Below are 26,490 nucleotides of genomic sequence, written 5' to 3' on the forward strand. Positions count from 1 at the left end.
AAGATTCCGACAGGAATCCTGATCTCCGATGAGGAATACCATTGCCTGACCTTGACCCTGCCCTGCAGGCCGCGCTGGCTGAATTTGCTGGCCATCAGCGGGTACTAGTTGCTTTGGACTTTGATGGAACGATGTCCCCGCTGGTTGACCGGCCGCGAGAGGCCCGGCCGCTGGAAGAGTCTGCTGCTGCCTTCGAGCAGCTGGCTTCCAGTCCCGGGGTATACACCGCGGTGGTGTCGGGGCGTAACCTGCAGTCCTTGAGCGAGGTCTATCCTGAGCCTCGTCCAGAGATTCGCATTGGTTCGCACGGTGCCGAGCGCTTGGTTCCGCCACAGCTGGGCGCGATCTGGCACGATGAGCCGCTGACCGCTAGGCAGTCCGAGCTGCTCGGGCAAATTACCCAGCGCCTGGAACGCGTTGCTGCGATGCACGCGAACGCCAGCGTGGAGTACAAACCGTCGGCCACGGTCCTGCACGTCCGCCAGGCAGCACCTGATGTTGCCGCCAAGGCCCTGGCACAGGCGCGGCAGGCGCTAGGTGATTTGGACGGCATCAAACTGCTTGAAGGCAAAGCGGTGCTAGAGGCCACCGTGCATCACGGCGATAAGGGCCAGAGCCTGCAGTGGTTGCGTGAAGTACTCGACGTCCAAGCGGTCCTTTTTGTCGGTGATGACGTGACCGACGAGAACGGATTCAAGGTTCTTGGCGCAGCGGATCTGGGCATCAAGGTGGGACCTGGACCAACTGCGGCCGCGCATAATATCCTTTCGCCAAGTGAATTACCACACCTTTTGAAAAGTCTGATTTCCATGCGACACTGAAGTGTCCCAACTCACTTTCACTACGGATCGTCGGGCACGTACCTGCCCGTGAAAGGATTGTCATCATGGCAACTGTGACCTTTGAAAAGGCCACCCGCATCTACCCGGGCGCACTTGTGCCTTCCGTCGACGCTATCGACTTGGAAATCCAAGATGGAGAATTCCTTGTCCTGGTCGGCCCCTCGGGTTGCGGCAAGTCCACCACCCTGCGCATGCTCGCGGGCTTGGAAGAAGTAAACTCCGGTCGTATTCTCATTGGCGATAAGGATGTGACCAACGTTCCGCCTAAGGACCGCGACATCGCCATGGTCTTCCAGAACTACGCGCTGTACCCCCACATGACCGTTGCCGAGAATATGGGCTTTGCCTTGAAGATCGCCGGCGTCGACAAGGAGGAACGCAAGAAGCGCGTGCTGGAAGCAGCCAAGCTTCTCGATCTGGAGAAGTACTTGGACCGCAAGCCCAAGGCCTTGTCTGGCGGCCAGCGTCAGCGTGTGGCCATGGGTCGCGCCATCGTTCGTTCACCCCAGGTGTTCTTGATGGACGAGCCGCTGTCCAACCTCGATGCAAAGCTGCGCGTGCAGACCCGTACCCAGATTGCGTCGCTGACCCGCCGACTCGGTGTCACGACCGTGTACGTGACCCACGACCAGGTGGAAGCCTTGACTATGGGTGACCGCGTTGCCGTACTCAAGGACGGCGAGTTGCAGCAGGTAGGCACTCCTCGTGAGCTCTACGATCGCCCACGCAATGTCTTCGTCGCAGGCTTCATCGGGTCCCCTGCCATGAACCTGGTGCAGTTGCAGTCTGCCAATGGACAGGTTGCTTTCGGTTCAGCTGTTATCGATGCGCCTGGGGCACAGGGTGGAGTCACCTTGGGCTTCCGTCCAGAGGACATCGAGATTGTCGGTGCCGGCGAAGGTGTGGAGATTGTTGTCGACGTTGTTGAAGAGCTCGGCGCAGATGCCTACATCTACGGTTCGGCAGAGCTAGGCGGCGAAACTCAGATAGTCGTGGTTCGTGTTGACGGCCGTACGCCTCCCGCACGTGGACAGCGCATCAATATTGCACCAAATCTGCAGCACGCGCACCTGTTTGATACGGAAAGCGGTCTGCGCTTGGACAACGCCTAATACTGGCTAGCGCCAATGGCGGCTTGGAAATTGAACTCCAAGCCGCCATTGGCTTTAAGTCCGCTGCACGAGAGTCCGGTTAAACATCGAAGGCCCCGAACAAAAGTTCGGGGCCTTCGGCAAATTATGCCCGGCGATGACCTACTCTCCCACACCCTCCCGAGTGCAGTACCATCGGCGCTGTGGGTCTTAGCTTCCAGGTTCGGTATGGATCTGGGCGTTTCCCCCACGCTATGATCGCCGTAACTCTATACCTCATGGCTAGCCATGGGAAAACTACGGTGTCATTCGCGATTGCGACAACTCCATAACTATATCAAGCACGCAGTGGATGCGCCACTTCAGAACGCGTTACCAATAGTGTCCTTCGCCATACCCGGCTAATTGGGCTAGCTCCAGATATCGTCCCCGCGGAGCGTAGCCTCGGCACCGCCATCGCAGTAAATCGTTTGCCCGGTGACGTGAGTATTTTCTGCACTCGTTAGCCACAGCAGTAGCTTGGCAATTACCACGGCTTCAGAGTGGTAGTTCAATGGCATCGGCACATTCTGGTCAACCATCGATTTGCCTTCTTCTGTCGCCAATAGGTCCCGAGTCATGTTGGTGATCACGGTGCCAGGAGCCACAGCGTTCAATGGGATCCCTGCGCCGGCCCACTTCTCCGAGATGGACTCGCGGCGAACCCAGCGGCTCAGCGCACGCTTGGAGGACGGGTAATTCAGGTAACCGGATCGCGGGCCAGCGGCTTCCAAGGCTGCACCAATGGCCAGGGCTGCTTCCTCGTCGCCTGCAAGCAACGCATCAACGAGTTCAGCGGAATTCTGCTGGATCGAGGCCATCGAGGAAACCACGGCCACGCGTGGTGACTGCGAGAGTCCCAATGCAGGCAGCAGGCCTTCCAGATACCTGGTTACGCCGAAATAGTTTACCGAGACGGTAATCGCCTTAGGAGCCGAGATGCCTGCGGCCGCGATGACCGCGTCAATCTTGCCTTCGGAATGCTCTAGGGTCTGGCTGATGGCGCTTAGCCGGCCCGCCTGCGTCGATAGGTCAGCAGTGACCTCGGCATCGCGTAGATCAACTCCAATGACCTTGTGCCCACGTTCTCGAATCAATTCTGCAGTGGCCGCGCCAATACCGGAAGCAGCGCCAGTAACGACATAAGTTCTCACGTTCGGTTTCCCTCTTTCGCAATTGGAAGACGAGTCGAGTCACCGTCGATGAGTCAGTCGCAGCCTCGCTCATATCCCACACTATGCCCATTTCGAGTGGCCCCTTGAACAATGATGCCTAAGTCAAGTGTTTGGGGTTGCCTTAGTCGCTTAGCAGCTATCGAGGTTAAAGCAGGAGGGGAGGAGGAACCAGGCAGCACCAGCTGCCCAATTCCCCCTCCCCTTCCCGTTAAACAGGTGAGGCCCCGGCACCAAACGGTACCAGGGCCTCAAACCATCTACTCAAGTTAAGTCCGGCGGTGACCTACTCTCCCACACCCTCACGAGTGCAGTACCATCGGCGCAGTGGGCCTTAGCTTCCGGGTTCGGTATGGGACCGGGCGTTTCCCCCACGCTATGACCGCCGTAACAATCACGAAGCACACAAACCAAAACGTTTCCTGGTCAATGTTTTCCGGTGCTACAAAGTCTTGTAACTCATCCGTATTTGCTGGCTAGAGGTTGTTGTCTCGTAACCGCATAGTGAACGCGAACAGCATTGAAATCATCAGTTCAAATATTGTTTTATTGTGTGTTGAAAGTCATCGGCCTATTAGTACAGGTCAGCTACACAAGTCTTTAGTCCTTGCTTCCACATCCTGCCTATCAACCCAGTGGTCTAGCTGGGGGCCTCTCACACTCAAGGTGCATGGAAATCTCATCTCGAAGCAGGCTTCCCGCTTAGATGCTTTCAGCGGTTATCCCTTCCAAACGTAGCTAATCAGCGATGCACTTGGCAGTACAACTGACACACCAGAGGTTCGTCCGTCCCGGTCCTCTCGTACTAAGGACAGCCCTTCTCAAATTTCCAACGCGCGCAGCGGATAGGGACCGAACTGTCTCACGACGTTCTAAACCCAGCTCGCGTACCGCTTTAATGGGCGAACAGCCCAACCCTTGGGACCTACTCCAGCCCCAGGATGCGACGAGCCGACATCGAGGTGCCAAACCATGCCGTCGATATGGACTCTTGGGCAAGATCAGCCTGTTATCCCCGAGGTACCTTTTATCCGTTGAGCGACGGCCCTTCCACGAGGTGCCGCCGGATCACTAGTCCCGACTTTCGTCCCTGCTCGAGCTGTCACTCTCACAGTCAAGCTCCCTTGTGCACTTACACTCGACACCTGATTGCCAACCAGGCTGAGGGAACCTTTGGGCGCCTCCGTTACATTTTAGGAGGCAACCGCCCCAGTTAAACTACCCATCAGGCACTGTCCCTGAACCAGATCATGGTCCGAAGTTAGGTGACCGGTACAGCCAGAGTGGTATTTCAACGATGACTCCACCTGAACTAGCGTCCAAGCTTCACAGTCTCCCACCTATCCTACACAAGCTGCACCGAACACCAATACCAAACTATAGTAAAGGTCTCGGGGTCTTTCCGTCCTGCTGCGCGTAACGAGCATCTTTACTCGTACTGCAATTTCGCCGAGTTCATGGTTGAGACAGCGGGGAAGTCGTTACTCCATTCGTGCAGGTCGGAACTTACCCGACAAGGAATTTCGCTACCTTAGGATGGTTATAGTTACCACCGCCGTTTACTGGGGCTTAAATTCTCAGCTTCGCATTACTGCTAACCAGTCCTCTTAACCTTCCAGCACCGGGCAGGAGTCAGTCCGTATACATCGTCTTGCGACTTCGCACGGACCTGTGTTTTTAGTAAACAGTCGCTTCCCCCTGGTCTCTGCGGCCCACACCCGCATCAGAGAAGCAAGTTCTCATCACGGGGCAGGCCCCCCTTCTTCCGAAGTTACGGGGGCATTTTGCCGAGTTCCTTAACCATGATTCTCTCGATCGCCTTAGTATTCTCTACCTGATCACCTGTGTCGGTTTGGGGTACGGGCGGACTTGGACCTCGCGCCGATGCTTTTCTAGGCAGCATAGGATCACCGAATCACCCCGAAAACGGGGCGCCTATCAGGTCTCAGAAACATGAGCGGCGGATTTGCCAACCACTCTTCCTACACCCTTGGACCAGGTCAATTCCATTGCCTGGCTCGGCTACCTTCCTGCGTCACACCTGTTAATACGCTGACCTCACTGCATCGGTTCCCACCACATCAACCAGCAAGATACCCGAAGGCACCAACAGCTAGCGTCAATCATGGTTAGCATCCACAGCTCAGTATGGGCGGTCCTTCGCCGGTACGGGAATATCAACCCGTTGTCCATCGACTACGCCTGTCGGCCTCGCCTTAGGTCCCGACTAACCCAGGGCAGATTAGCTTAACCCTGGAACCCTTGATCATTCGGCGGACGGGTTTCTCACCCGTCATTCGCTACTCATGCCTGCATTCTCACTCGTGTGGCCTCCACCGCTGGTTTACACCGCGACTTCACCGTCCACACGACGCTCCCCTACCCATCCAAACACCCAATCGAAACCAGGTTAATATTTGAATGACGCAACTTCGGCGGTGTGCTTGAGCCCCGCTACATTATCGGCGCGGAATCACTTGACCAGTGAGCTATTACGCACTCTTTCAAGGGTGGCTGCTTCTAAGCCAACCTCCTGGTTGTCACAGCAACTCCACATCCTTTTCCACTTAGCACACGCTTAGGGGCCTTAGTTGGCGTTCTGGGCTGTTTCCCTCTCGACTATGAAGCTTATCCCCCACAGTCTCACTGCTGCGCTCTCACTTGCCGGCATTCGGAGTTTGGCTAAGGTCAGTAACCTTGTAGGGCCCATCGCCTATCCAGTAGCTCTACCTCCAGCAAGAAACACGCAACGCTGCACCTAAATGCATTTCGGGGAGAACCAGCTATCACGAAGTTTGATTGGCCTTTCACCCCTACCCACAGCTCATCCCCTCCATTTTCAACTGAAGTGGGTTCGGTCCTCCACACGCTCTTACACGCGCTTCAACCTGGCCATGGGTAGATCACTTCGCTTCGGGTCTAGATCACGCCACTCAAACGCCCTATTCAGACTCGCTTTCGCTACGGCTTCCCCACACGGGTTAACCTCGCGACGTAACACTAACTCGCAGGCTCATTCTTCAAAAGGCACGCCATCACCAGGGAACAAGTCCCCAGCTCTAACGGATTGTAAGCGCACGGTTTCAGGTACTATTTCACTCCCCTCCCGGGGTACTTTTCACCATTCCCTCACGGTACTGATTCACTATCGGTCATCAAGTAGTATTCAGGCTTACCAGGTGGTCCTGGCAGATTCACACAAGGTTTCACGGGCCCCGTGCTACTCGGGTATCAACACTAGAACGGCAGACACGCATTACACCTACGGGACTATCACCCTCTATGGTCCGGCATTCCAACCGATTCACCTATACGCCTGCACCTCATCCCACCAGCAAGATAGCGCTGGTACATGCCGACCCCACAACCCCGGTGATGCAACGCCTATCCGCTATCACACACCAACCGGTTTAGCCCCATCCGCGTTCGCTCGCCACTACTAACGGAATCACTGTTGTTTTCTCTTCCTGCGGGTACTGAGATGTTTCACTTCCCCGCGTTCCCTCCACACAGCCTATACATTCAGCTGCAGGTCACACCACATAACATGGTGCGGGGTTCCCCCATTCGGAAATCCTGGTCTCAACGTCCGGTTATCGACTCCACCAGGCTTATCGCAGATTCCCACGTCCTTCATCGGCTCTTGATGCCAAGGCATCCACCGTGCGCCCTTAAAAACTTCAACACAACATCAAAGTCAAAAGATATGAGCAATAAAACAATCTAACAAAATCACGCAGACAAGACTCCAACACCAGGCAATCCAAGGAAAAGGACTACCCAGCTCATCTCATCTGCAAGATGCTCGCGTTCACTATACAGTTCCCAAACAACAACCCCGCACCCCCGCAACAACACCCCAAAACCAACACCAACCAAAGGCCAGCATCAATCCAACAGGACATCCTTGCAGCAAACACAGGACAAACACCGAAACACCAAGAACCCCTCACCCAAGCGAACACCACCAGGACCCTCCCCACAGGAAGAACCCCGGCAACCATTCACCAGGAAAGGAGGCTTGTTGCCTCAAAACCCAACAGCATGCCAAACCATACAAACCACGCAACACCCACACACCGCATTCCAGCACCGCAAGAAGAAAACCCCTGCAATGCGTACTAGCAGATGCCCAAGCACCACGCGGCCACAGCCAATACCCCGCACCAGCATCAGCCAGCACGTTTTCCGGTATTGAGTCCATTGATATTCCACCCATGAGCAACCCACCCGGACAACACTCGTGTCCAGCATGGGCAACCAATAATGGTTAGCTCCTTAGAAAGGAGGTGATCCAGCCGCACCTTCCGGTACGGCTACCTTGTTACGACTTAGTCCCAATCGCCAGTCCCACCTTCGACGACTCCCCCCACACAAGGTGGTTAGGCCATCGGCTTCGGGTGTTACCAACTTTCGTGACTTGACGGGCGGTGTGTACAAGGCCCGGGAACGTATTCACCGCAGCGTTGCTGATCTGCGATTACTAGCGACTCCGACTTCATGGGGTCGAGTTGCAGACCCCAATCCGAACTGAGACCGGCTTTTAGGGATTAGCTCCACCTCACAGTATCGCAACCCATTGTACCGGCCATTGTAGCATGCGTGAAGCCCAAGACATAAGGGGCATGATGATTTGACGTCATCCCCACCTTCCTCCGAGTTGACCCCGGCAGTCTCCCATGAGTCCCCACCTTTACGTGCTGGCAACATGGAACGAGGGTTGCGCTCGTTGCGGGACTTAACCCAACATCTCACGACACGAGCTGACGACAACCATGCACCACCTGTGAACCAGCCCCGAAGGGAAACCCCATCTCTGAGGCGGTCTGGCACATGTCAAGCCTTGGTAAGGTTCTTCGCGTTGCATCGAATTAATCCGCATGCTCCGCCGCTTGTGCGGGCCCCCGTCAATTCCTTTGAGTTTTAGCCTTGCGGCCGTACTCCCCAGGCGGGGCACTTAATGCGTTAGCTACGGCGCGGAAAACGTGGAATGTCCCCCACACCTAGTGCCCAACGTTTACGGCATGGACTACCAGGGTATCTAATCCTGTTCGCTCCCCATGCTTTCGCTCCTCAGCGTCAGTAAATGCCCAGAGACCTGCCTTCGCCATCGGTGTTCCTCCTGATATCTGCGCATTTCACCGCTACACCAGGAATTCCAGTCTCCCCTACATCACTCTAGTCTGCCCGTACCCACCGCAGATCCGAGGTTGAGCCTCGGACTTTCACGGCAGACGCGACAAACCGCCTACGAGCTCTTTACGCCCAATAAATCCGGATAACGCTTGCGCCCTACGTATTACCGCGGCTGCTGGCACGTAGTTAGCCGGCGCTTCTTCTGCAGGTACCGTCACTTTCGCTTCTTCCCTACTGAAAGAGGTTTACAACCCGAAGGCCGTCATCCCTCACGCGGCGTCGCTGCATCAGGCTTTCGCCCATTGTGCAATATTCCCCACTGCTGCCTCCCGTAGGAGTCTGGGCCGTGTCTCAGTCCCAGTGTGGCCGGTCACCCTCTCAGGCCGGCTACCCGTCGTCGCCTTGGTGAGCCATTACCTCACCAACAAGCTGATAGGCCGCGAGTCCATCCCCCACCGATAAATCTTTCCACCAACAACCATGCGGTCAAAGGTAATATCCGGTATTAGACCCAGTTTCCCGGGCTTATCCCAGAGTCGGGGGCAGGTTACTCACGTGTTACTCACCCGTTCGCCACTAATCCACCCAGCAAGCTGGGCTTCATCGTTCGACTTGCATGTGTTAAGCACGCCGCCAGCGTTCATCCTGAGCCAGGATCAAACTCTCCATAAAAAAATAAAAAGCCACCGGCAACCCCTTGGAAAATAAGGGCGAAGCCAATGAAGTCCTGGCGAATAATAAAACACTCAAGAACACTGCACGGGGGTGCAATGCCTCAAGCAAATGTTATGTATTCACCAAATAAAAAATATTCGGTATCAACAAACTTGGCACACTATTGAGTTCTCAAACAACAAACACTCTCGACACCACAACCACCAAACCTTCGATGACTGCTTCGCTCCGGAGCAACTTTTCCAACTTACCAGAGTTCCTGATCCGATCAAAATCGGCGGAAAACCTTCAGTGAAAAGTGATTGGCTGCCGGGTAAACAAACGGTAGATTCCGTGTTGTTTCCGTTCCGGCAACAGATAAAAACTATACACAGGTTTTCAGGGCTCCGCAAATCGGCAGGGCACTTTTGACAGTGATCGTGGTTACACTGTGGCGGCATAATCCGCGGGCGTACTCTGACGCCCTGACAGTTGAACAAATCTGCAGCGGAATCGCGACTGCTTTGCTCCTGCGGTTTACAGGATCTCTGTACGTTTATGGAGCGTATTCAGGAAGACAAACTTCTTCATTGCCCACCATCGGAAGATCATCCCAAGTAACGTCCCGATAATTGGTCCGGCGATAAAGTCGGCGATCTCCTGGACGATAAAAGAAACGTGTGGTTCCGTGATTCCAAAGATCCAACGGGATACATAAACCGGCGCCGCAGTAATTCCAATAGCTACCGTAGACATGCCGACGAATTTGATGAACTGAATACGTTTGAGGCCGTGGGCGACATCCCCAAAGGTAAACCGTCTCGAGAGGTAGTAGGAAACTACCGTGGCCGCTGCATTAGCGATAAGAAAAGCTGAAGTTGGATGCGCCCCCAGAATCGTGAACTTCAATCCGTAATTCACTGCCAAGGTCAGGAGGAAGCAGAATCCTCCTATGCCCAGGAAGTACAGAGCTCTCTTTCGTTCCCGATACTGTTTTGGGCGCGATGGATCCCGTGCGCCTTCATCGCTAAATGCTTTGGCTCTGCCACTCATGGATCAAGCATAGACATCCCAGGATCGGCGAATAGAAAATTGAAACTTAATCAGGTCGGTTCTTAGTTATCCATATGGGTCACCTTGCACAGCATGCTCAGATTGAAGCTCATGAGCTTCCAGCGATGTATGAGTCGGACATTTTCGTGGCAGCGTCCAATGGCCAGGATGGGGGCAATGAGTTGTTATGCCCTGCGGCTCAACGGGCTCAACGGGCTCAACGGGCTCAACGGGCTCAACGGGCTCAACGGGCTCAACGGGCTCAACGGGCTCAACGGGCTCAACGGGCTCAACGGGCTCAACGGGCTCAACGGGCTCAACGGGCTCAACGGGCTCAACGGGCTCAACGGGCTCAACGGGCTCAACGGGCTCAACGGGCTCAACGGGCTCAACGGGCTCAACGGGCAGTTTCCCCTCACCCGCGCTAGACCTGCAACTCTGCGCCGTTACATTACTGACGGATTACCCTGCTTAAGGAGGTATCAGCGGAAGCCGCTGTCGGTTCCGTAGAATCCTCGGTTTTTGGGCATAAAAAAATCGCGAAACATAAGTTTCGCGATTTTTGCTTTGGTGACCCCAACGGGATTCGAACCCGTGTTGCCGCCGTGAGAGGGCGGAGTACTAGGCCGCTATACGATGGGGCCGTATGCTGAAGATTAATCTTCAGCTCACCAAATCTCTTTGGTGAAGCGCTGGGATACCAGGACTCGAACCTAGAATGACGGAACCAGAAACCGTTGTGTTGCCAATTACACCATATCCCAATGTGACTTGGTATTCATTTGCTTCAGCAGCCGAAGCTGATCTGCGCTGAACGCCTTAGCACGAGATATAACTATACCTAAAAAATTCACGGATCGCACATCCTGGGGCAATATCCTCGAGTGATCTGCAGCTCGTTTATTGAAATGCCTGTAACAGACCTGAGCTTCGCTACACGTCAGCCGATAAATTGCCGCCGAAGGAGGCAGGTCCACTTGACCTGTCACTGCGTGCTGAGACGACTGCTTAATGCAAAAGAGGGAACCGAAGTTCCCCCTTAGCTGTGTGTCGGGATAACAGGATTCGAACCTGCGACCTCGTCGTCCCGAACGACGCGCGCTACCAAGCTGCGCTATATCCCGTGGTTACAACCATTTCACTATACACCCTGCAGAATTCTCATCAATGCCCGGCATAGCTACTCTTTTCTTTGCCGCCAAGTCCTTAGCCGGGCCTCGCAGCTTAAGACCATTAGATAGCTTTCCCAGGATTCAAGATATTCAACGGGTCCAAAAGGTTCTTGATCTGCTGTTGGAGTTCGATCACTTCTGTTGCTTGTTCCCATTGCAACCAATCTTTTTTGATCAGCCCGACACCGTGTTCGCCAGTAATTGTGCCGCCCAGTTCCAGTGCAATACGTACGGAGCTTTCAACTGCACGGTCAAGCCTCGCTAGTGGCTCGTTGCCGTCTTCCGGTTCTACAGAAAACGTCGGATGCAGATTGCCATCCCCTACATGCGAAATCATCCGCATGTTTACGTTTTCGTCCCGCGCAGCCCGTTGAACGCGGTGCACGTATTCAAGCATCTTGCTTTTCGGAATCGCGACATCCTCTCCAGTCCGGTAAGCATCGTCTTTAGTATCACCCCGGCTGGTTCGGCGCATTTCGATCAGTTGCGTAGCACTCGGATCTGCCGAATTGCTTAGCTGGGCATTGCGGTCTGCGAAAACACTGCGGAGAGCGGTTTCTTCACGCTCGGCGCCATAGCCATCCAGTCGAGCCAAGAGCATGGCACCGCCGTGACCTGCGTAATTCGTCGAGTACTGTTCATCAAGAATGAGCAGAGTCGAATGATCAATGAGTTCCAAAATGGCAGGCTGAATTCTGGCTTTGGCAATCAGTTGAACGCCCTCGACTGCTTCTTCCAGGCTGGGGAACAATAGAGCTATGTCTCGCTCGTCTACCGGGAGATAGCGCAATCGGAGAACTGCGCGAACGACAACGCCCAGCGTGCCCTCTGACCCTGTGAAAAGTGCGGCGAGATCATACCCTGCTACACCCTTAAACGTATTCTTGCCAACGCGGATTAGTCGGCCGTCTGCCAATACTACGTCTAGGGAGAGCACTGCTTCTCGGGTTACGCCATACTTCGCGCACCGCAGGCCTCCCGCGTTGGTTGCGATGTTGCCGCCAATTGTAGACATCTTGTAGCTAGCAGGATCCGGGGCGTACATGAGGCCGAATTCGGAAACGGCTTCGTTCAGCTGATGATTGATGACGCCAGGTTCAACCACAGCGACCTCATCTTCCGGGCGGATCTCTAGGATTCTATTCATCTTGCTCAAGTTCAAGACGACGGCATCACCTAGTACGTGTACACCACCAGAAACACCTGTGCCGGCACCGCGGCTAATGACCGGTACCTTGTATTCGCTAGCCAAGCGTAGAACGTGTTGTACATCCGCTACGGAACTGGCGAAAACCACGGCCAGCGGTTCAATGGGATCCCCCGACAACTGACCGAAGTCTCTAGAGTTTTCTCGAAGCAGCGGGCCCGCTGTTTCAATGGCATTCTCTGGCAATGCCGCGCTGAGGGCATCTAGAAATCCGGCATGGGAAGCGGCCATCTTTATCTCCACGGATCGTTGCGTGCAAGTATTTACCTGAGACTACGGCTTTTGAGGGTCTTTGCCGAACTTGATGACTTGGCAATTTACTAGTAGCTCGGTTCAAAACTGCGTTTGCACCCTCATGGCCAGCCAGTCCGGGGCCGGCATACGTCATTGCCCTATTATTTATCGGGCTAAGACCGTTCAGCTGCTGCATTTTCTTTCGATTGCGCTGCTTGGATTTCTGCTGGAAGAGCTTTTCCTCTGACGAATAGTCGATAACAGACGCCCAGGATTGCCACCCAGATTAGACCGGTAATGAGTGCACTACGCGTATCCGGAATAATGCCGATTAAGATGATCACGAAGATCATGAAGGCCAGCGCCAAGTAGCTACCCACTGGCCAAAGCGGAACTGGGAATGCAGATGGTTCAAGATTATCTCTGTCTATCCGGTGCTTCATCCGAATATGAGAGATCAGGATCATCGACCAAACAACGACGGTGGCGAAAGTAGCCAATGCAGCAATGAGGAAGAAGATCTCATCTTCGAACCAGATGTTCAGCACTACACCAATAAGCAATGCGCCGATCATCGATAGTGAAGTCACCCATGGGACCCCGTTAGCCGTGGTCTTCGTGAATACCTGTGGCGCCTGGCCTTGTTTGGCCATACCGTGAATCATGCGTCCCGCGCCGAAGATGTCTGCGTTGATTGCTGAGAGTGCCGCAGTGATGACGATGAAGTTCAGGACATTTGCTGCTGACGAGAAGCCGATGCTGGAGAAGATCGAAACGAATGGACTTTCACTACCATCAATCGTGTTCCACGGCTGAATGCACATGATGACACCGAGCGTGAGTACGTAGAACAGCAAGATGCGCACTGGCACAGAGTTAATTGCCTGCGGAATGACTTTACGCGGGTTTTGCGCTTCACCAGCGGTAATGCCGATCACTTCGGTGCCGCCGAAGGCAAACATGACAATGGTCAGGGAAGCGAGAATGCCCCAGACACCATGCGGCATGAAGCCGTCGCCAGCAAAGAGATTGGATAGACCTGCAGCTCCTTCGCTTTGGTTGCCCAACCCGAAGACGATTACGAGAACGCCACCAGCGATCATTGCCATGATAGCGACGACCTTGATCAAGGAGAACCAAAATTCCAGTTCGCCGAAGACTTTGACCGAGAGCAGGTTCACGGCGGCAATTAAGAAAACAACTGCCAGGATCCAGATCCATCGTTCGACGTTGGGAAACCAGAAACCCATATATACGCCAAAAGCCGTCACGTCAGCCAGGGCCACCACAAACATTTCAAACGTGTAGGTCCACCCGGTTGCAAAGCCAGCAAAGCGTCCAACGAATTCAGTGGCATAGCTTCCGAATGAGCCGGAGGTCGGATTGCGGACTGCCATTTCTCCCAACGCACGCATCACCATGAACACCACTGCCCCACCGAGTATGTATGCCAACAGCACCGCTGGCCCAGCCATTTGAATGGCGCTTGCGGAACCATAGAACAAGCCTGTGCCAATAGCAGACCCTAGAGCGATAAACCTGATGTGCCGTGTGCTTAAACCACGTTTCAAGTTTTGACTTGTCTGGCTAGTACGCATGCTGCTCCTCCGATATTCCTAACTGCATCAGAGGTTTGCCGCTCACTTTTCATGGTGTGCTTCAACCCCGACATCCATGTAATCGCAGTCACACGCATCTTGGAGCGGGGAAAAAGACAAGATAGTCCGGTACCTCAGACTCTTGGTGAAAAGAAGCTGAGATACCGGACGGCAATTCTTCCAACGGGTATCTCGGGACAGCGTGATGGGCATTCTGGAATTTCGACCACTCGCGAGCTGTCGATAGAAGTACACATCCCGGCATGAAAGCATCTACTGTCCGTAAGCGTCCGCGTCTTCAGAAACATGACACCGGTGCCTTCAGGCGGTGGATGACAGTATCTATTGCTTTCAAGGCTTTCCAAGACGAGGTCCACAATGACGTTCATTGGCCTGACCCGGTGAATTCTCGCAGTCTTGGTTCCCTTGGTCGGTCGAATCCCCTTACGCCGAGACCTATGGTTGCCAGTTGCTCTCACCATTGCACGCCGGCAGGTGAATGTGGTGCAACTGCGGGAATCGTCTTCCGAAACGGAGCTGTCGCCTTGGTGCCTGAAACTCAAATTACGCAGTCGACCAGCTGGCATTTTTAGTCGATACCCGTCAGGGAACAAATATGGCTCAGCAAGGCTGGCTGGGCCGACAACCTGATCTTCAATTTGGATAAGAACTCCAGTGAATAATTCTCGGGTAACCTGGCCCTCGTCATCCGGTGCAAGCAACTGAGCTCGCCGGCAACCTTGGCCAACACAAATACCCTGGACGCACTGCTCGTTAAAGCAGGAGGGGAGGAGGAACCAGGCAGCACCAGCTGCCCAATTCCCCCTCCCCTTCCCGTTAAACAGGTGAGGCCCCGGCACCAAACGGTACCAGGGCCTCAAACCATCTACTCAAGTTAAGTCCGGCGGTGACCTACTCTCCCACACCCTCACGAGTGCAGTACCATCGGCGCAGTGGGCCTTAGCTTCCGGGTTCGGTATGGGACCGGGCGTTTCCCCCACGCTATGACCGCCGTAACAATCACGAAGCACACAAACCCTGCGGTTTGGTGTTGCCTTCGGTGTCATGCAAAAGCCATGTATTTTTTCGGTTTGAGGTTGTTGTCTCGTAACCGCATAGTGAACGCGAACAGCATTGAAATCATCAGTTCAAATATTGTTTTATTGTGTGTTGAAAGTCATCGGCCTATTAGTACAGGTCAGCTACACAAGTCTTTAGTCCTTGCTTCCACATCCTGCCTATCAACCCAGTGGTCTAGCTGGGGGCCTCTCACACTCAAGGTGCATGGAAATCTCATCTCGAAGCAGGCTTCCCGCTTAGATGCTTTCAGCGGTTATCCCTTCCAAACGTAGCTAATCAGCGATGCACTTGGCAGTACAACTGACACACCAGAGGTTCGTCCGTCCCGGTCCTCTCGTACTAAGGACAGCCCTTCTCAAATTTCCAACGCGCGCAGCGGATAGGGACCGAACTGTCTCACGACGTTCTAAACCCAGCTCGCGTACCGCTTTAATGGGCGAACAGCCCAACCCTTGGGACCTACTCCAGCCCCAGGATGCGACGAGCCGACATCGAGGTGCCAAACCATGCCGTCGATATGGACTCTTGGGCAAGATCAGCCTGTTATCCCCGAGGTACCTTTTATCCGTTGAGCGACGGCCCTTCCACGAGGTGCCGCCGGATCACTAGTCCCGACTTTCGTCCCTGCTCGAGCTGTCACTCTCACAGTCAAGCTCCCTTGTGCACTTACACTCGACACCTGATTGCCAACCAGGCTGAGGGAACCTTTGGGCGCCTCCGTTACATTTTAGGAGGCAACCGCCCCAGTTAAACTACCCATCAGGCACTGTCCCTGAACCAGATCATGGTCCGAAGTTAGGTGACCGGTACAGCCAGAGTGGTATTTCAACGATGACTCCACCTGAACTAGCGTCCAAGCTTCACAGTCTCCCACCTATCCTACACAAGCTGCACCGAACACCAATACCAAACTATAGTAAAGGTCTCGGGGTCTTTCCGTCCTGCTGCGCGTAACGAGCATCTTTACTCGTACTGCAATTTCGCCGAGTTCATGGTTGAGACAGCGGGGAAGTCGTTACTCCATTCGTGCAGGTCGGAACTTACCCGACAAGGAATTTCGCTACCTTAGGATGGTTATAGTTACCACCGCCGTTTACTGGGGCTTAAATTCTCAGCTTCGCATTACTGCTAACCAGTCCTCTTAACCTTCCAGCACCGGGCAGGAGTCAGTCCGTATACATCGTCTTGCGACTTCGCACGGACCTGTGTTTTTAGTAAACAGTCGCTTCCCCCTGGTCTCTGCGGCCCACACCCGCATCAGAGAAGCAAGTTCTCATCACGGGGCAGGCCCCCCTTCTTCCGAAGTTACGGGGGCATTTTGCCGAGTTCCTTAACCATGATTCTCTCGATCGCCTTAGTATTCTCTACCTGATCACCTGTGTCGGTTTGGGGTACGGGCGGACTTGGACCTCGCGCCGATGCTTTTCTAGGCAGCATAGGATCACCGAATCACCCCGAAAACGGGGCGCCTATCAGGTCTCAGAATATATGAGCGGCGGATTTGCCAACCACTCTTCCTACACCCTTGGACCAGGTCAATTCCATTGCCTGGCTCGGCTACCTTCCTGCGTCACACCTGTTAATACGCTGACCTCACTGCATCGGTTCCCACCACATCAACCAGCAAGATACCCGAAGGCACCAACAGCTAGCGTCAATCATGGTTAGCATCCACAGCTCAGTATGGGCGGTCCTTCGCCGGTACGGGAATATCAACCCGTTGTCCATCGACTACGCCTGTCGGCCTCGCCTTAGGTCCCGACTAACCCAGGGCAGATTAGCTTAACCCTGGAACCCTTGATCATTCGGCGGACGGGTTTCTCACCCGTCATTCGCTACTCATGCCTGCATTCTCACTCGTGTGGCCTCCACCGCTGGTTTACACCGCGACTTCACCGTCCACACGACGCTCCCCTACCCATCCAAACACCCAATCGAAACCAGGTTAATATTTGAATGACGCAACTTCGGCGGTGTGCTTGAGCCCCGCTACATTATCGGCGCGGAATCACTTGACCAGTGAGCTATTACGCACTCTTTCAAGGGTGGCTGCTTCTAAGCCAACCTCCTGGTTGTCACAGCAACTCCACATCCTTTTCCACTTAGCACACGCTTAGGGGCCTTAGTTGGCGTTCTGGGCTGTTTCCCTCTCGACTATGAAGCTTATCCCCCACAGTCTCACTGCTGCGCTCTCACTTGCCGGCATTCGGAGTTTGGCTAAGGTCAGTAACCTTGTAGGGCCCATCGCCTATCCAGTAGCTCTACCTCCAGCAAGAAACACGCAACGCTGCACCTAAATGCATTTCGGGGAGAACCAGCTATCACGAAGTTTGATTGGCCTTTCACCCCTACCCACAGCTCATCCCCTCCATTTTCAACTGAAGTGGGTTCGGTCCTCCACACGCTCTTACACGCGCTTCAACCTGGCCATGGGTAGATCACTTCGCTTCGGGTCTAGATCACGCCACTCAAACGCCCTATTCAGACTCGCTTTCGCTACGGCTTCCCCACACGGGTTAACCTCGCGACGTAACACTAACTCGCAGGCTCATTCTTCAAAAGGCACGCCATCACCAGGGAACAAGTCCCCAGCTCTAACGGATTGTAAGCGCACGGTTTCAGGTACTATTTCACTCCCCTCCCGGGGTACTTTTCACCATTCCCTCACGGTACTGATTCACTATCGGTCATCAAGTAGTATTCAGGCTTACCAGGTGGTCCTGGCAGATTCACACAAGGTTTCACGGGCCCCGTGCTACTCGGGTATCAACACTAGAACGGCAGACACGCATTACACCTACGGGACTATCACCCTCTATGGTCCGGCATTCCAACCGATTCACCTATACGCCTGCACCTCATCCCACCAGCAAGATAGCGCTGGTACATGCCGACCCCACAACCCCGGTGATGCAACGCCTATCCGCTATCACACACCAACCGGTTTAGCCCCATCCGCGTTCGCTCGCCACTACTAACGGAATCACTGTTGTTTTCTCTTCCTGCGGGTACTGAGATGTTTCACTTCCCCGCGTTCCCTCCACACAGCCTATACATTCAGCTGCAGGTCACACCACATAACATGGTGCGGGGTTCCCCCATTCGGAAATCCTGGTCTCAACGTCCGGTTATCGACTCCACCAGGCTTATCGCAGATTCCCACGTCCTTCATCGGCTCTTGATGCCAAGGCATCCACCGTGCGCCCTTAAAAACTTCAACACAACATCAAAGTCAAAAGATATGAGCAATAAAACAATCTAACAAAATCACGCAGACAAGACTCCAACACCAGGCAATCCAAGGAAAAGGACTACCCAGCTCATCTCATCTGCAAGATGCTCGCGTTCACTATACAGTTCCCAAACAACAACCCCGCACCCCCGCAACAACACCCCAAAACCAACACCAACCAAAGGCCAGCATCAATCCAACAGGACATCCTTGCAGCAAACACAGGACAAACACCGAAACACCAAGAACCCCTCACCCAAGCGAACACCACCAGGACCCTCCCCACAGGAAGAACCCCGGCAACCATTCACCAGGAAAGGAGGCTTGTTGCCTCAAAACCCAACAGCATGCCAAACCATACAAACCACGCAACACCCACACACCGCATTCCAGCACCGCAAGAAGAAAACCCCTGCAATGCGTACTAGCAGATGCCCAAGCACCACGCGGCCACAGCCAATACCCCGCACCAGCATCAGCCAGCACGTTTTCCGGTATTGAGTCCATTGATATTCCACCCATGAGCAACCCACCCGGACAACACTCGTGTCCAGCATGGGCAACCAATAATGGTTAGCTCCTTAGAAAGGAGGTGATCCAGCCGCACCTTCCGGTACGGCTACCTTGTTACGACTTAGTCCCAATCGCCAGTCCCACCTTCGACGACTCCCCCCACACAAGGTGGTTAGGCCATCGGCTTCGGGTGTTACCAACTTTCGTGACTTGACGGGCGGTGTGTACAAGGCCCGGGAACGTATTCACCGCAGCGTTGCTGATCTGCGATTACTAGCGACTCCGACTTCATGGGGTCGAGTTGCAGACCCCAATCCGAACTGAGACCGGCTTTTAGGGATTAGCTCCACCTCACAGTATCGCAACCCATTGTACCGGCCATTGTAGCATGCGTGAAGCCCAAGACATAAGGGGCATGATGATTTGACGTCATCCCCACCTTCCTCCGAGTTGACCCCGGCAGTCTCCCATGAGTCCCCACCTTTACGTGCTGGCAACATGGAACGAGGGTTGCGCTCGTTGCGGGACTTAACCCAACATCTCACGACACGAGCTGACGACAACCATGCACCACCTGTGAACCAGCCCCGAAGGGAAACCCCATCTCTGAGGCGGTCTGGCACATGTCAAGCCTTGGTAAGGTTCTTCGCGTTGCATCGAATTAATCCGCATGCTCCGCCGCTTGTGCGGGCCCCCGTCAATTCCTTTGAGTTTTAGCCTTGCGGCCGTACTCCCCAGGCGGGGCACTTAATGCGTTAGCTACGGCGCGGAAAACGTGGAATGTCCCCCACACCTAGTGCCCAACGTTTACGGCATGGACTACCAGGGTATCTAATCCTGTTCGCTCCCCATGCTTTCGCTCCTCAGCGTCAGTAAATGCCCAGAGACCTGCCTTCGCCATCGGTGTTCCTCCTGATATCTGCGCATTTCACCGCTACACCAGGAATTCCAGTCTCCCCTACATCACTCTAGTCTGCCCGTACCCACCGCAGATCCGAGGTTGAGCCTCGGACTTTCACGGCAGACGCGACAAACCGCCTACGAGCTCTTTACGCCCAATAAATCCGGATAACGCTTGCGCCCTACGTATTACCGCGGCTGCTGGCACGTAGTTAGCCGGCGCTTCTTCTGCAGGTACCGTCACTTTCGCTTCTTCCCTACTGAAAGAGGTTTACAACCCGAAGGCCGTCATCCCTCACGCGGCGTCGCTGCATCAGGCTTTCGCCCATTGTGCAATATTCCCCACTGCTGCCTCCCGTAGGAGTCTGGGCCGTGTCTCAGTCCCAGTGTGGCCGGTCACCCTCTCAGGCCGGCTACCCGTCGTCGCCTTGGTGAGCCATTACCTCACCAACAAGCTGATAGGCCGCGAGTCCATCCCCCACCGATAAATCTTTCCACCAACAACCATGCGGTCAAAGGTAATATCCGGTATTAGACCCAGTTTCCCGGGCTTATCCCAGAGTCGGGGGCAGGTTACTCACGTGTTACTCACCCGTTCGCCACTAATCCACCCAGCAAGCTGGGCTTCATCGTTCGACTTGCATGTGTTAAGCACGCCGCCAGCGTTCATCCTGAGCCAGGATCAAACTCTCCATAAAAAAATAAAAAGCCACCGGCAACCCCTTGGAAAATAAGGGCGAAGCCAATGAAGTCCTGGCGAATAATAAAACACTCAAGAACACTGCACGGGGGTGCAATGCCTCAAGCAAATGTTATGTATTCACCAAATAAAAATATTCGGTATCAACAAACTTGGCACACTATTGAGTTCTCAAACAACAAACACTCTCGACACCACAACCACCAAACCATCGATGACTGCTTCGCTCCGGAGCAACTTTACAAGCTTACCACCAAGTTGACTGTTGTCAACTCGACGTTTCAGTCTTGTTCACCCCGCCGTTTCCGTTTCGCCCTTTCAGGCTGTCCGGATCAGCGGCGCGAGATAAAACTCTACACGGGTTCAGCCACGACGCAAAATCGGCCAGTTTCCATGCTTTCCTGCGCAGAATCCCCGGAATCATGCGGATTCCCTGCGGTCCAAGGTGAATATCGGCTAAAAACAACGGAAAATTGTTGTTATGAAGCAGGTCACCCCAATGAAAAGGGGCCATAACTTGCCTTGGCAAAGTTATGGCCCCTTCACGGTGCTTGGAGACTACTTGGACTGTCCAGCGCGCAAACGCGATACCTCGTAGAGCGAGATGCCAACAGCCATCGAAGCATTCAGCGATTCCATTGCCGAGTCGATTGGAATCGAAACGATGGCGTCGCAGTTTTCGCGGACCAGCCGGGACAGGCCCTTGCCTTCGGAACCAACCACGATGCACAGCGGGCCGGTAGCCAATTCGAAGTTCGGAAGCTCCATGTCGCCACCGGCGTCGAGGCCGATCACGAAAATGCCAGCAGCCTTGATTTCTTTCAGTGCGCTGGTCAGGTTGCTGCACTTGGCTACTGGTACGCGTACAGCTGCACCGGCGCTGGTCTTCCATGCCGAAGCGGTCATGCCGACGCTGCGGCGCTCTGGAATGATCACGCCGTCTGCGCCGAAGGCCGAGGCCGAACGGACAATCGCACCCAGGTTACGCGGGTCGGTGATGCCATCCAGTGCCAGGAACAGCGGCTGGGTCCGGGTGTATCCCTTGTCGAAGTCCTTGATGGCCTTGGTAGCCAGCTGGACTGCATCCTTGTATTCGTATGGCGGGATCTGCAGGGCCATGCCCTGGTGGATCGCGTCATCGGTCATGCGGTCGAGCTCGGGCTTGGATGCTTCCATCAGCGGGATGCCCAGCTCGGCAGCCAGCTTCAGGGATTCGCGGACGCGGTCATCGACGTCGATGCGGATGGCAACGTGCAGCGCCTTGGCAGGGATGCCGGCGCGCAGCGCCTCAACGACGGAGTTGCGGCCGGTGACGAACTCGGCGTTGACCTTGATGCGGTCGGTTCGACGGCCGGTGCTGCGCTTGGCGGCCGAGCGCTCAGAGAGCTGCTTGGCACGGTAAGCCTTGTGGTACGGGCGGTCCTCCGCTTTGGGGGTCGGGCCCTTGCCCTCGAGGGAACGACGTCCCTTGCCACCACTACCCTTGGTTGGGCCCTTTTTGTTCATTGGTTCATGTCCTTTAGTTTTGAGTTCGTTGGTGCCGCGCGTGTTCGCGACTAGTTGTCCAGAGTCCAGCGAGCGCCATCGGCCGAGTCCGCCACGGTAATGCCAGCGGATGCCAGCGCATCGCGGATGGCGTCGGAGCGTGCCCAGTCCTTGGCAGCGCGTGCTTCGGCGCGTTCAGCCAACTGGGCCTGGATCAGCTGATCCAGGGCTGCGTGCTCTGCAGAAGATTTCGAGCTTTCATTGCTGCCGGCATCATCCAGGCCCAATACCTGGGTCATGGCCAAGACCTGGCCCAAGGCCTTGGCAGTGGCAGCGTCGTCACGGCTATCCAAGGATGCATTGCCCAGCCGCACGGTTTCATGCAGCGCGGCCAGCGCCATTGGAACGTTCAGGTCATCATCCATCGCGGTGCCGAAAGCTTCCGGAACCCCGGTGGCCACGATCGACTCGGCGACGGCACCCAGGCGGTAGCGCGCGTTGGAGATGAAGGTGTCGATGCGTTCGACCGCTGCCCCCGCTTCGGTCAGCGAGTCCGGGCGGTAGTCGAGCATCGAACGGTACTGCGCCTGGCCCAGGAAGTAGCGCACCACGCGGGCGTCGGCCAGCGCGAGCATTTCTTCCGGGGAAATGGTGTTCCCAATGGACTTGGACATCTTCTCACCCTCATAGGTGACCATGCCGTTGTGCATCCAGAAGTTTGCAAAGCCGTGGCCAGCCGCGTTGGACTGGGCCATTTCGTTCTCGTGGTGCGGGAAGCGCAGATCCAGTCCGCCGCCATGGATGTCGAATTCGCTGCCCAGGTACTTGCCAGCCATCGCCGAGCACTCAAGGTGCCAGCCCGGGCGGCCGCGTCCCCAGGGGCTTGGCCAGGAAGCGGTCAACGGATCGGTGCCCTTGTAGCCCTTCCACAGCGCGAAGTCGCGTGGATCCTTCTTGCCGCGCGGATCCGAATCCGGCGCGTCCTGCATATCTTCGATCTTCTGGCGGGTCAGTGCGCCGTACTGCTCATAGGAGCGCACGTCGAAATAGACATCTCCGGAGCTGTCGGCCGCCGGGTAGGCATGACCGCGTTCGATCAGCTGTGCAATCAGCTCATGCATTTCGGTGATGTGGCCGGTCGCGCGGGGCTCGTAAGTCGGGCGTTGGACACCCAGAGCCTCGTAGGCCCGTGCGAATTCCTGCTCGAAGCGGTACGCCAGGGCGAACCATTCTTCGCGCGGCTTGTAATGGGCATCCGCCTCGAAGTCCTCGGCGAAGGATTTCGCCGACTTCTCCAGGATCTTGTCATCGATGTCGGTCACGTTGCGGACGGTGGTGACGGCAAAGCCGCGGTATTCGAGCCAGCGCACCAACAGGTCGAAGACAATGGCGCTGCGGACGTGGCCCACGTGCGGCATGCCCTGCACGGTGGCGCCACAGTAGTACAGCTTGACTTCGCCTTCCGCCAATGGCTGGAAGTCGCGTACGGATGCTGTTTTGGTGTCATAGAATCGCAGGCTCACGCCTTTAAGGTTATCCGATGGATGCACCCTTTGTACTTCACTTGTGACACTCTCGATGATCGAAGCCCCGCGGTTGCGCCAAGGGGCCTAGCCCGATACCGGGTAGACCAGTGCGGTGGCATAGGCTGTCACGCCCTTGCCTTCCCCCTCGTAGCCCAGCCCGTCGCTGGTGGTCGCAATGACGCTGACTGGGGCGCCGATAGCCTCGCTCAGCACTTTGCTGGCTTCTTCGCGGCGCGCGGCAAAGCGCGGGCGGCGGCCAACGAACTGCACCGCGACATTGCCGATTTCGAATCCCGCCTCCCGCACCAGGCGCGCGGCTTCTGCAATCAGGCTCACACCGCTGGCCCCGGCGAATTCCGGTCGGTCCACCCCGAAGTGCGTGCCCAGATCGCCAATGCCCGCCGCGGAGAACAGTGCATCGCAGGCCGCGTGCGCTACCGCGTCGCCATCGGAGTGGCCCGAAAGCCCGGTGTCTCCCGGGAAGTGCAGTCCTGCCAGCCACATTTCGCGAGTCGGGTCTTCGCTGACCGCGTGGACATCGATGCCGTTGCCGACTCGTGGCAGGATCATGGTTTCTTCCTTTGCGCTTGGGGTGGCTGCGGGCTGGTTCGCCGCGAGCTTGCCTGCCGCGTCGAGATCTCCGGGATAGGTGACCTTCATGGCTTGCTGCGATCCCGGCACCACATGGACTTCGGCTCCGAAAGCCCGCACGATCGACGCGTCGTCGGTAACCTTCTCCAGTTCTGCCTCGGTGCAGCCATCCAGTTGGGCGTGGGCATCGCGCAACAGCTGCGCGTCAAAGCCCTGCGGGGTTTGCACCGCGCGCAGGATGGAACGTGTCGGGGTTTCCTTGATGATTTCGTGCTCGCCGGCGGCATCGAGCTCCACCACGCAGATGGTGTCGGTGACGTTCAGCGCCGGGATGACGGCGTTGCACTGCTCGTCGGCCAGAGCGCCAAGCACTTGTTCATGCAGCTTCGCCGGGGCAAAAGCACGGGCGGCGTCATGGACCAGAATGTTGGTGGCGGCGGAACTGGCTACAGCCAAGCCGGCACGGACCGACGCGGCGCGGCTGGCGCCACCGGGCACGGTGCGCACCTTGTCCCCGTACTGCGCCATGGCCGCGGCCAGGCGTTCGTCCTGCGGCGGGGTAACCACGATGATTTCGGTGATCTGCGGAATTCCCAGCGCCCGGTCCACGGCATGTTCAGCCAGGGATTTTCCGGCCACCTGGACCATCGCCTTGGGAAGGCCAGCGCCGAGGCGGGTTCCCATTCCAGCAGCCACGAGGATCAGGCTTGAGTTATGCACTTCGCTTTGCTTCACAGCGCCCAGCTTATCGTGCCGCGCGGTTCGGCCTTGGCCGCTTTAACGCCAAAAGCCGTGAAACGCTTGGGAGCGTTTCACGGCGATGCGTTACCGGAACGGGGCTAGGCCGAAGCCAGAACCTCGTCCAAGAGGCCTTCTGCCTTGGCCTCGTCCAGATCCTTGGCCAAGGCCAATTCACTGATCAATACCTGGCGAGCTTTTGCCAGCATGCGCTTTTCGCCTGCCGACAGACCACGGTCATTTTCTCGGCGCCACAAGTCGCGGACTACTTCTGCAACCTTGATGACATCGCCGGAAGCGAGCTTCTCGACATTTGCCTTGTAGCGGCGCGACCAGTTGGTCGGCTCTTCGGTAAATTCAGCACGAAGGACATCGAACACATGGTCCAAGCCTTCCTGACCTACCACGTCACGTACGCCAACAAGATCAACGTTCTCAGCAGGAACCTCGATGGTCAGGTCGCCCTGAGCCACCTTGAGCTTGAGATACATTTTCTCTTCGCCCTTGATCTTGCGCATCTTGATCTCTTCGATCATCGCGGCACCGTGGTGCGGGTAGACAACAGTCTCGCCAACCTCAAAAACCATGTGGATAAACCCCTTTCCCACGCCCTAGTCTACCATGTTTGCTATTCCGGATCCTGCGACTGTGCCCCATATAACCGCGAATTCACGCGGAAATGCCTCTTCCACTTGCAAGAGAAACATGCTATGAAGAAGGTAGGGCAGTCGACTGCGCACCAACCCCCTTCCCCGCATCGGTTGTCTACAACTTGTCGAAATGCGTGTGTTGCACGTCGCTAAATCGCGTCTTTGCGTGAAAAACAGCTAGGCTTAGAGGTAATCGTGGTCCAATTTTCGATTGCCCCTGCCCTAGGTGCATTCGATTAAGCAGGCCACGAACCGAAGCAACTCATTTTTCTCACCGAGGAGTTAGTGTCGTGATCACCGCACGCATGACCGCTGGACGTCGCATTGCCGCGTCCCTCGCTGTGGCTGCCCTGGCATTCGGTGTCACCAGCTGTGGCGCCATCAACGAGCAGGCCACCAACACCGACTACGCCGCCAGCGATGGCGTCAACGTCGATGTCGCAGACGCAAAGGTCCGCAACCTGATGTTCGTCACCAACAGCGACGACACTGAAGCCCGCCTGATCGGCTCCGTAGTCAACGCCGGCGATTCCGCGCTGACCCTGTCGGTCAAGGCTGACAACGCAGCACCTGTCTCCATCCAGGTTCCTGCAGACGGCACCATCAAGCTTGAAGAAGACAAGAACCAGCAGATCATCAAGAACATGGGCATTGCAGCTGGCGAACACGCCGACTCGGTCTTCACCGTTGCCGGTGAGAACGTGGAATTCAGCGTTCCAGTTGTCGATGGCACCCTGGCTGAATACCGCGACTTCGTACCAGGCGGTGCTGACCAGTCGGTTACCGAGCACCTGACTCCAGAAGAGACCCACTCCACTTCGGGCCACTAAGCTTCGCGCAAGACAAAACAAGAGCCTCGGGCAGAATCGAAAGATTC

Annotated in this window: 13 protein-coding genes, 3 tRNA genes and 7 rRNA genes; 4 read left to right on the forward strand and 19 right to left on the reverse strand. The window is 55.7% G+C overall.

The features are described 5' to 3' along the window. The first annotated feature begins 41 nt into the window (after positions 1 to 41). Positions 42 to 821, forward strand: coding sequence for a trehalose-phosphatase (gene otsB, locus ACP3TE_RS04490; RefSeq protein ID WP_426735516.1), 780 nt, complete (start codon positions 42 to 44; stop codon positions 819 to 821). Between the two features lie 65 nt (positions 822 to 886). Further along, on the forward strand, positions 887 to 1,954 hold the full coding sequence (locus tag ACP3TE_RS04495; protein ID WP_105659109.1) for an ABC transporter ATP-binding protein: 1,068 nt from the start codon (positions 887 to 889) through the stop codon (positions 1,952 to 1,954). A gap of 128 nt (positions 1,955 to 2,082) precedes the next feature. On the opposite strand, the gene rrf (ACP3TE_RS04500) is transcribed toward ACP3TE_RS04495, so the two are convergent. From rrf (ACP3TE_RS04500) to ACP3TE_RS04525, 6 genes are all read right to left on the reverse strand, one after another. Further along, a 5S ribosomal RNA gene (gene rrf, locus ACP3TE_RS04500) occupies positions 2,083 to 2,199 on the reverse strand. Between the two features lie 144 nt (positions 2,200 to 2,343). Next, on the reverse strand, positions 2,344 to 3,126 hold the full coding sequence (locus ACP3TE_RS04505; protein ID WP_426735518.1) for an SDR family oxidoreductase: 783 nt from the start codon (positions 3,124 to 3,126) through the stop codon (positions 2,344 to 2,346). Between the two features lie 291 nt (positions 3,127 to 3,417). Next, positions 3,418 to 3,534: ribosomal RNA gene (gene rrf, locus ACP3TE_RS04510) — 5S ribosomal RNA — on the reverse strand. 163 nt (positions 3,535 to 3,697) lie between these two features. Then, positions 3,698 to 6,829: ribosomal RNA gene (locus ACP3TE_RS04515) — 23S ribosomal RNA — on the reverse strand. Between the two features lie 597 nt (positions 6,830 to 7,426). After that, positions 7,427 to 8,952, reverse strand: a 16S ribosomal RNA gene (locus tag ACP3TE_RS04520). The 16S, 23S and 5S rRNA genes sit together here, the layout of an rRNA operon. A 519-nt stretch (positions 8,953 to 9,471) precedes the next feature. After that, positions 9,472 to 9,987 (reverse strand): GtrA family protein, encoded by a 516-nt coding sequence (locus ACP3TE_RS04525; RefSeq protein WP_402735843.1) that lies wholly within the window; start codon positions 9,985 to 9,987, stop codon positions 9,472 to 9,474. Positions 9,988 to 10,164: 177 nt separating this feature from the next. Here ACP3TE_RS04525 and ACP3TE_RS04530 point away from each other — a divergent pair, with 177 nt between their 5' ends. Further along, positions 10,165 to 10,497, forward strand: coding sequence for a hypothetical protein (locus ACP3TE_RS04530; RefSeq protein ID WP_426735520.1), 333 nt, complete (start codon positions 10,165 to 10,167; stop codon positions 10,495 to 10,497). A 58-nt stretch (positions 10,498 to 10,555) separates the two neighbouring features. On the opposite strand, the gene ACP3TE_RS04535 is transcribed toward ACP3TE_RS04530, so the two are convergent. The 13 genes from ACP3TE_RS04535 to ACP3TE_RS04595 form a co-directional block, all read right to left on the reverse strand. Then, positions 10,556 to 10,631 (reverse strand) — tRNA-Glu (locus ACP3TE_RS04535). 48 nt (positions 10,632 to 10,679) lie between these two features. Further along, positions 10,680 to 10,751, reverse strand: a tRNA-Gln gene (locus ACP3TE_RS04540). A gap of 286 nt (positions 10,752 to 11,037) precedes the next feature. Further along, positions 11,038 to 11,111 (reverse strand) — tRNA-Pro (locus tag ACP3TE_RS04545). A 109-nt stretch (positions 11,112 to 11,220) separates the two neighbouring features. Then, on the reverse strand, positions 11,221 to 12,597 hold the full coding sequence (locus tag ACP3TE_RS04550) for an FAD-binding oxidoreductase (RefSeq protein WP_332504510.1): 1,377 nt from the start codon (positions 12,595 to 12,597) through the stop codon (positions 11,221 to 11,223). A 176-nt stretch (positions 12,598 to 12,773) separates the two neighbouring features. Next, positions 12,774 to 14,198, reverse strand: a complete 1,425-nt coding sequence (locus tag ACP3TE_RS04555) for an amino acid permease (RefSeq protein ID WP_359199746.1) — start codon at positions 14,196 to 14,198, stop codon at positions 12,774 to 12,776. A gap of 899 nt (positions 14,199 to 15,097) precedes the next feature. Next, a 5S ribosomal RNA gene (gene rrf, locus ACP3TE_RS04560) occupies positions 15,098 to 15,214 on the reverse strand. Between the two features lie 151 nt (positions 15,215 to 15,365). Further along, positions 15,366 to 18,498 (reverse strand): 23S ribosomal RNA (locus ACP3TE_RS04565). A gap of 597 nt (positions 18,499 to 19,095) precedes the next feature. Next, a 16S ribosomal RNA gene (locus tag ACP3TE_RS04570) occupies positions 19,096 to 20,621 on the reverse strand. 270 nt (positions 20,622 to 20,891) lie between these two features. After that, on the reverse strand, positions 20,892 to 21,137 hold the full coding sequence (locus tag ACP3TE_RS04575; RefSeq protein WP_426735522.1) for a hypothetical protein: 246 nt from the start codon (positions 21,135 to 21,137) through the stop codon (positions 20,892 to 20,894). Positions 21,138 to 21,181: 44 nt separating this feature from the next. Beyond that, a complete protein-coding gene (gene rlmB, locus ACP3TE_RS04580) occupies positions 21,182 to 22,129 on the reverse strand; it encodes a 23S rRNA (guanosine(2251)-2'-O)-methyltransferase RlmB (protein ID WP_105658780.1) in 948 nt (315 codons plus the stop codon). A gap of 50 nt (positions 22,130 to 22,179) precedes the next feature. After that, positions 22,180 to 23,631 (reverse strand): cysteine--tRNA ligase, encoded by a 1,452-nt coding sequence (gene cysS / locus ACP3TE_RS04585; protein WP_105658781.1) that lies wholly within the window; start codon positions 23,629 to 23,631, stop codon positions 22,180 to 22,182. An 87-nt stretch (positions 23,632 to 23,718) separates the two neighbouring features. Beyond that, positions 23,719 to 24,945, reverse strand: a complete 1,227-nt coding sequence (gene ispD, locus ACP3TE_RS04590; protein ID WP_426735525.1) for a 2-C-methyl-D-erythritol 4-phosphate cytidylyltransferase — start codon at positions 24,943 to 24,945, stop codon at positions 23,719 to 23,721. A 119-nt stretch (positions 24,946 to 25,064) separates the two neighbouring features. Next, positions 25,065 to 25,550, reverse strand: coding sequence for a CarD family transcriptional regulator (locus tag ACP3TE_RS04595; RefSeq protein ID WP_038993823.1), 486 nt, complete (start codon positions 25,548 to 25,550; stop codon positions 25,065 to 25,067). 353 nt (positions 25,551 to 25,903) lie between these two features. Here ACP3TE_RS04595 and ACP3TE_RS04600 point away from each other — a divergent pair, with 353 nt between their 5' ends. Beyond that, the gene (locus ACP3TE_RS04600; protein ID WP_332488239.1) at positions 25,904 to 26,443 is read left to right on the forward strand and encodes a hypothetical protein; all 540 of its coding nucleotides are present in this window, start codon (positions 25,904 to 25,906) and stop codon (positions 26,441 to 26,443) included. Positions 26,444 to 26,490 lie beyond the last annotated feature (47 nt).

It is taken from the genome of Glutamicibacter sp. 2E12 (assembly GCF_050030965.1).
Lineage (GTDB): Bacteria > Actinomycetota > Actinomycetes > Actinomycetales > Micrococcaceae > Glutamicibacter.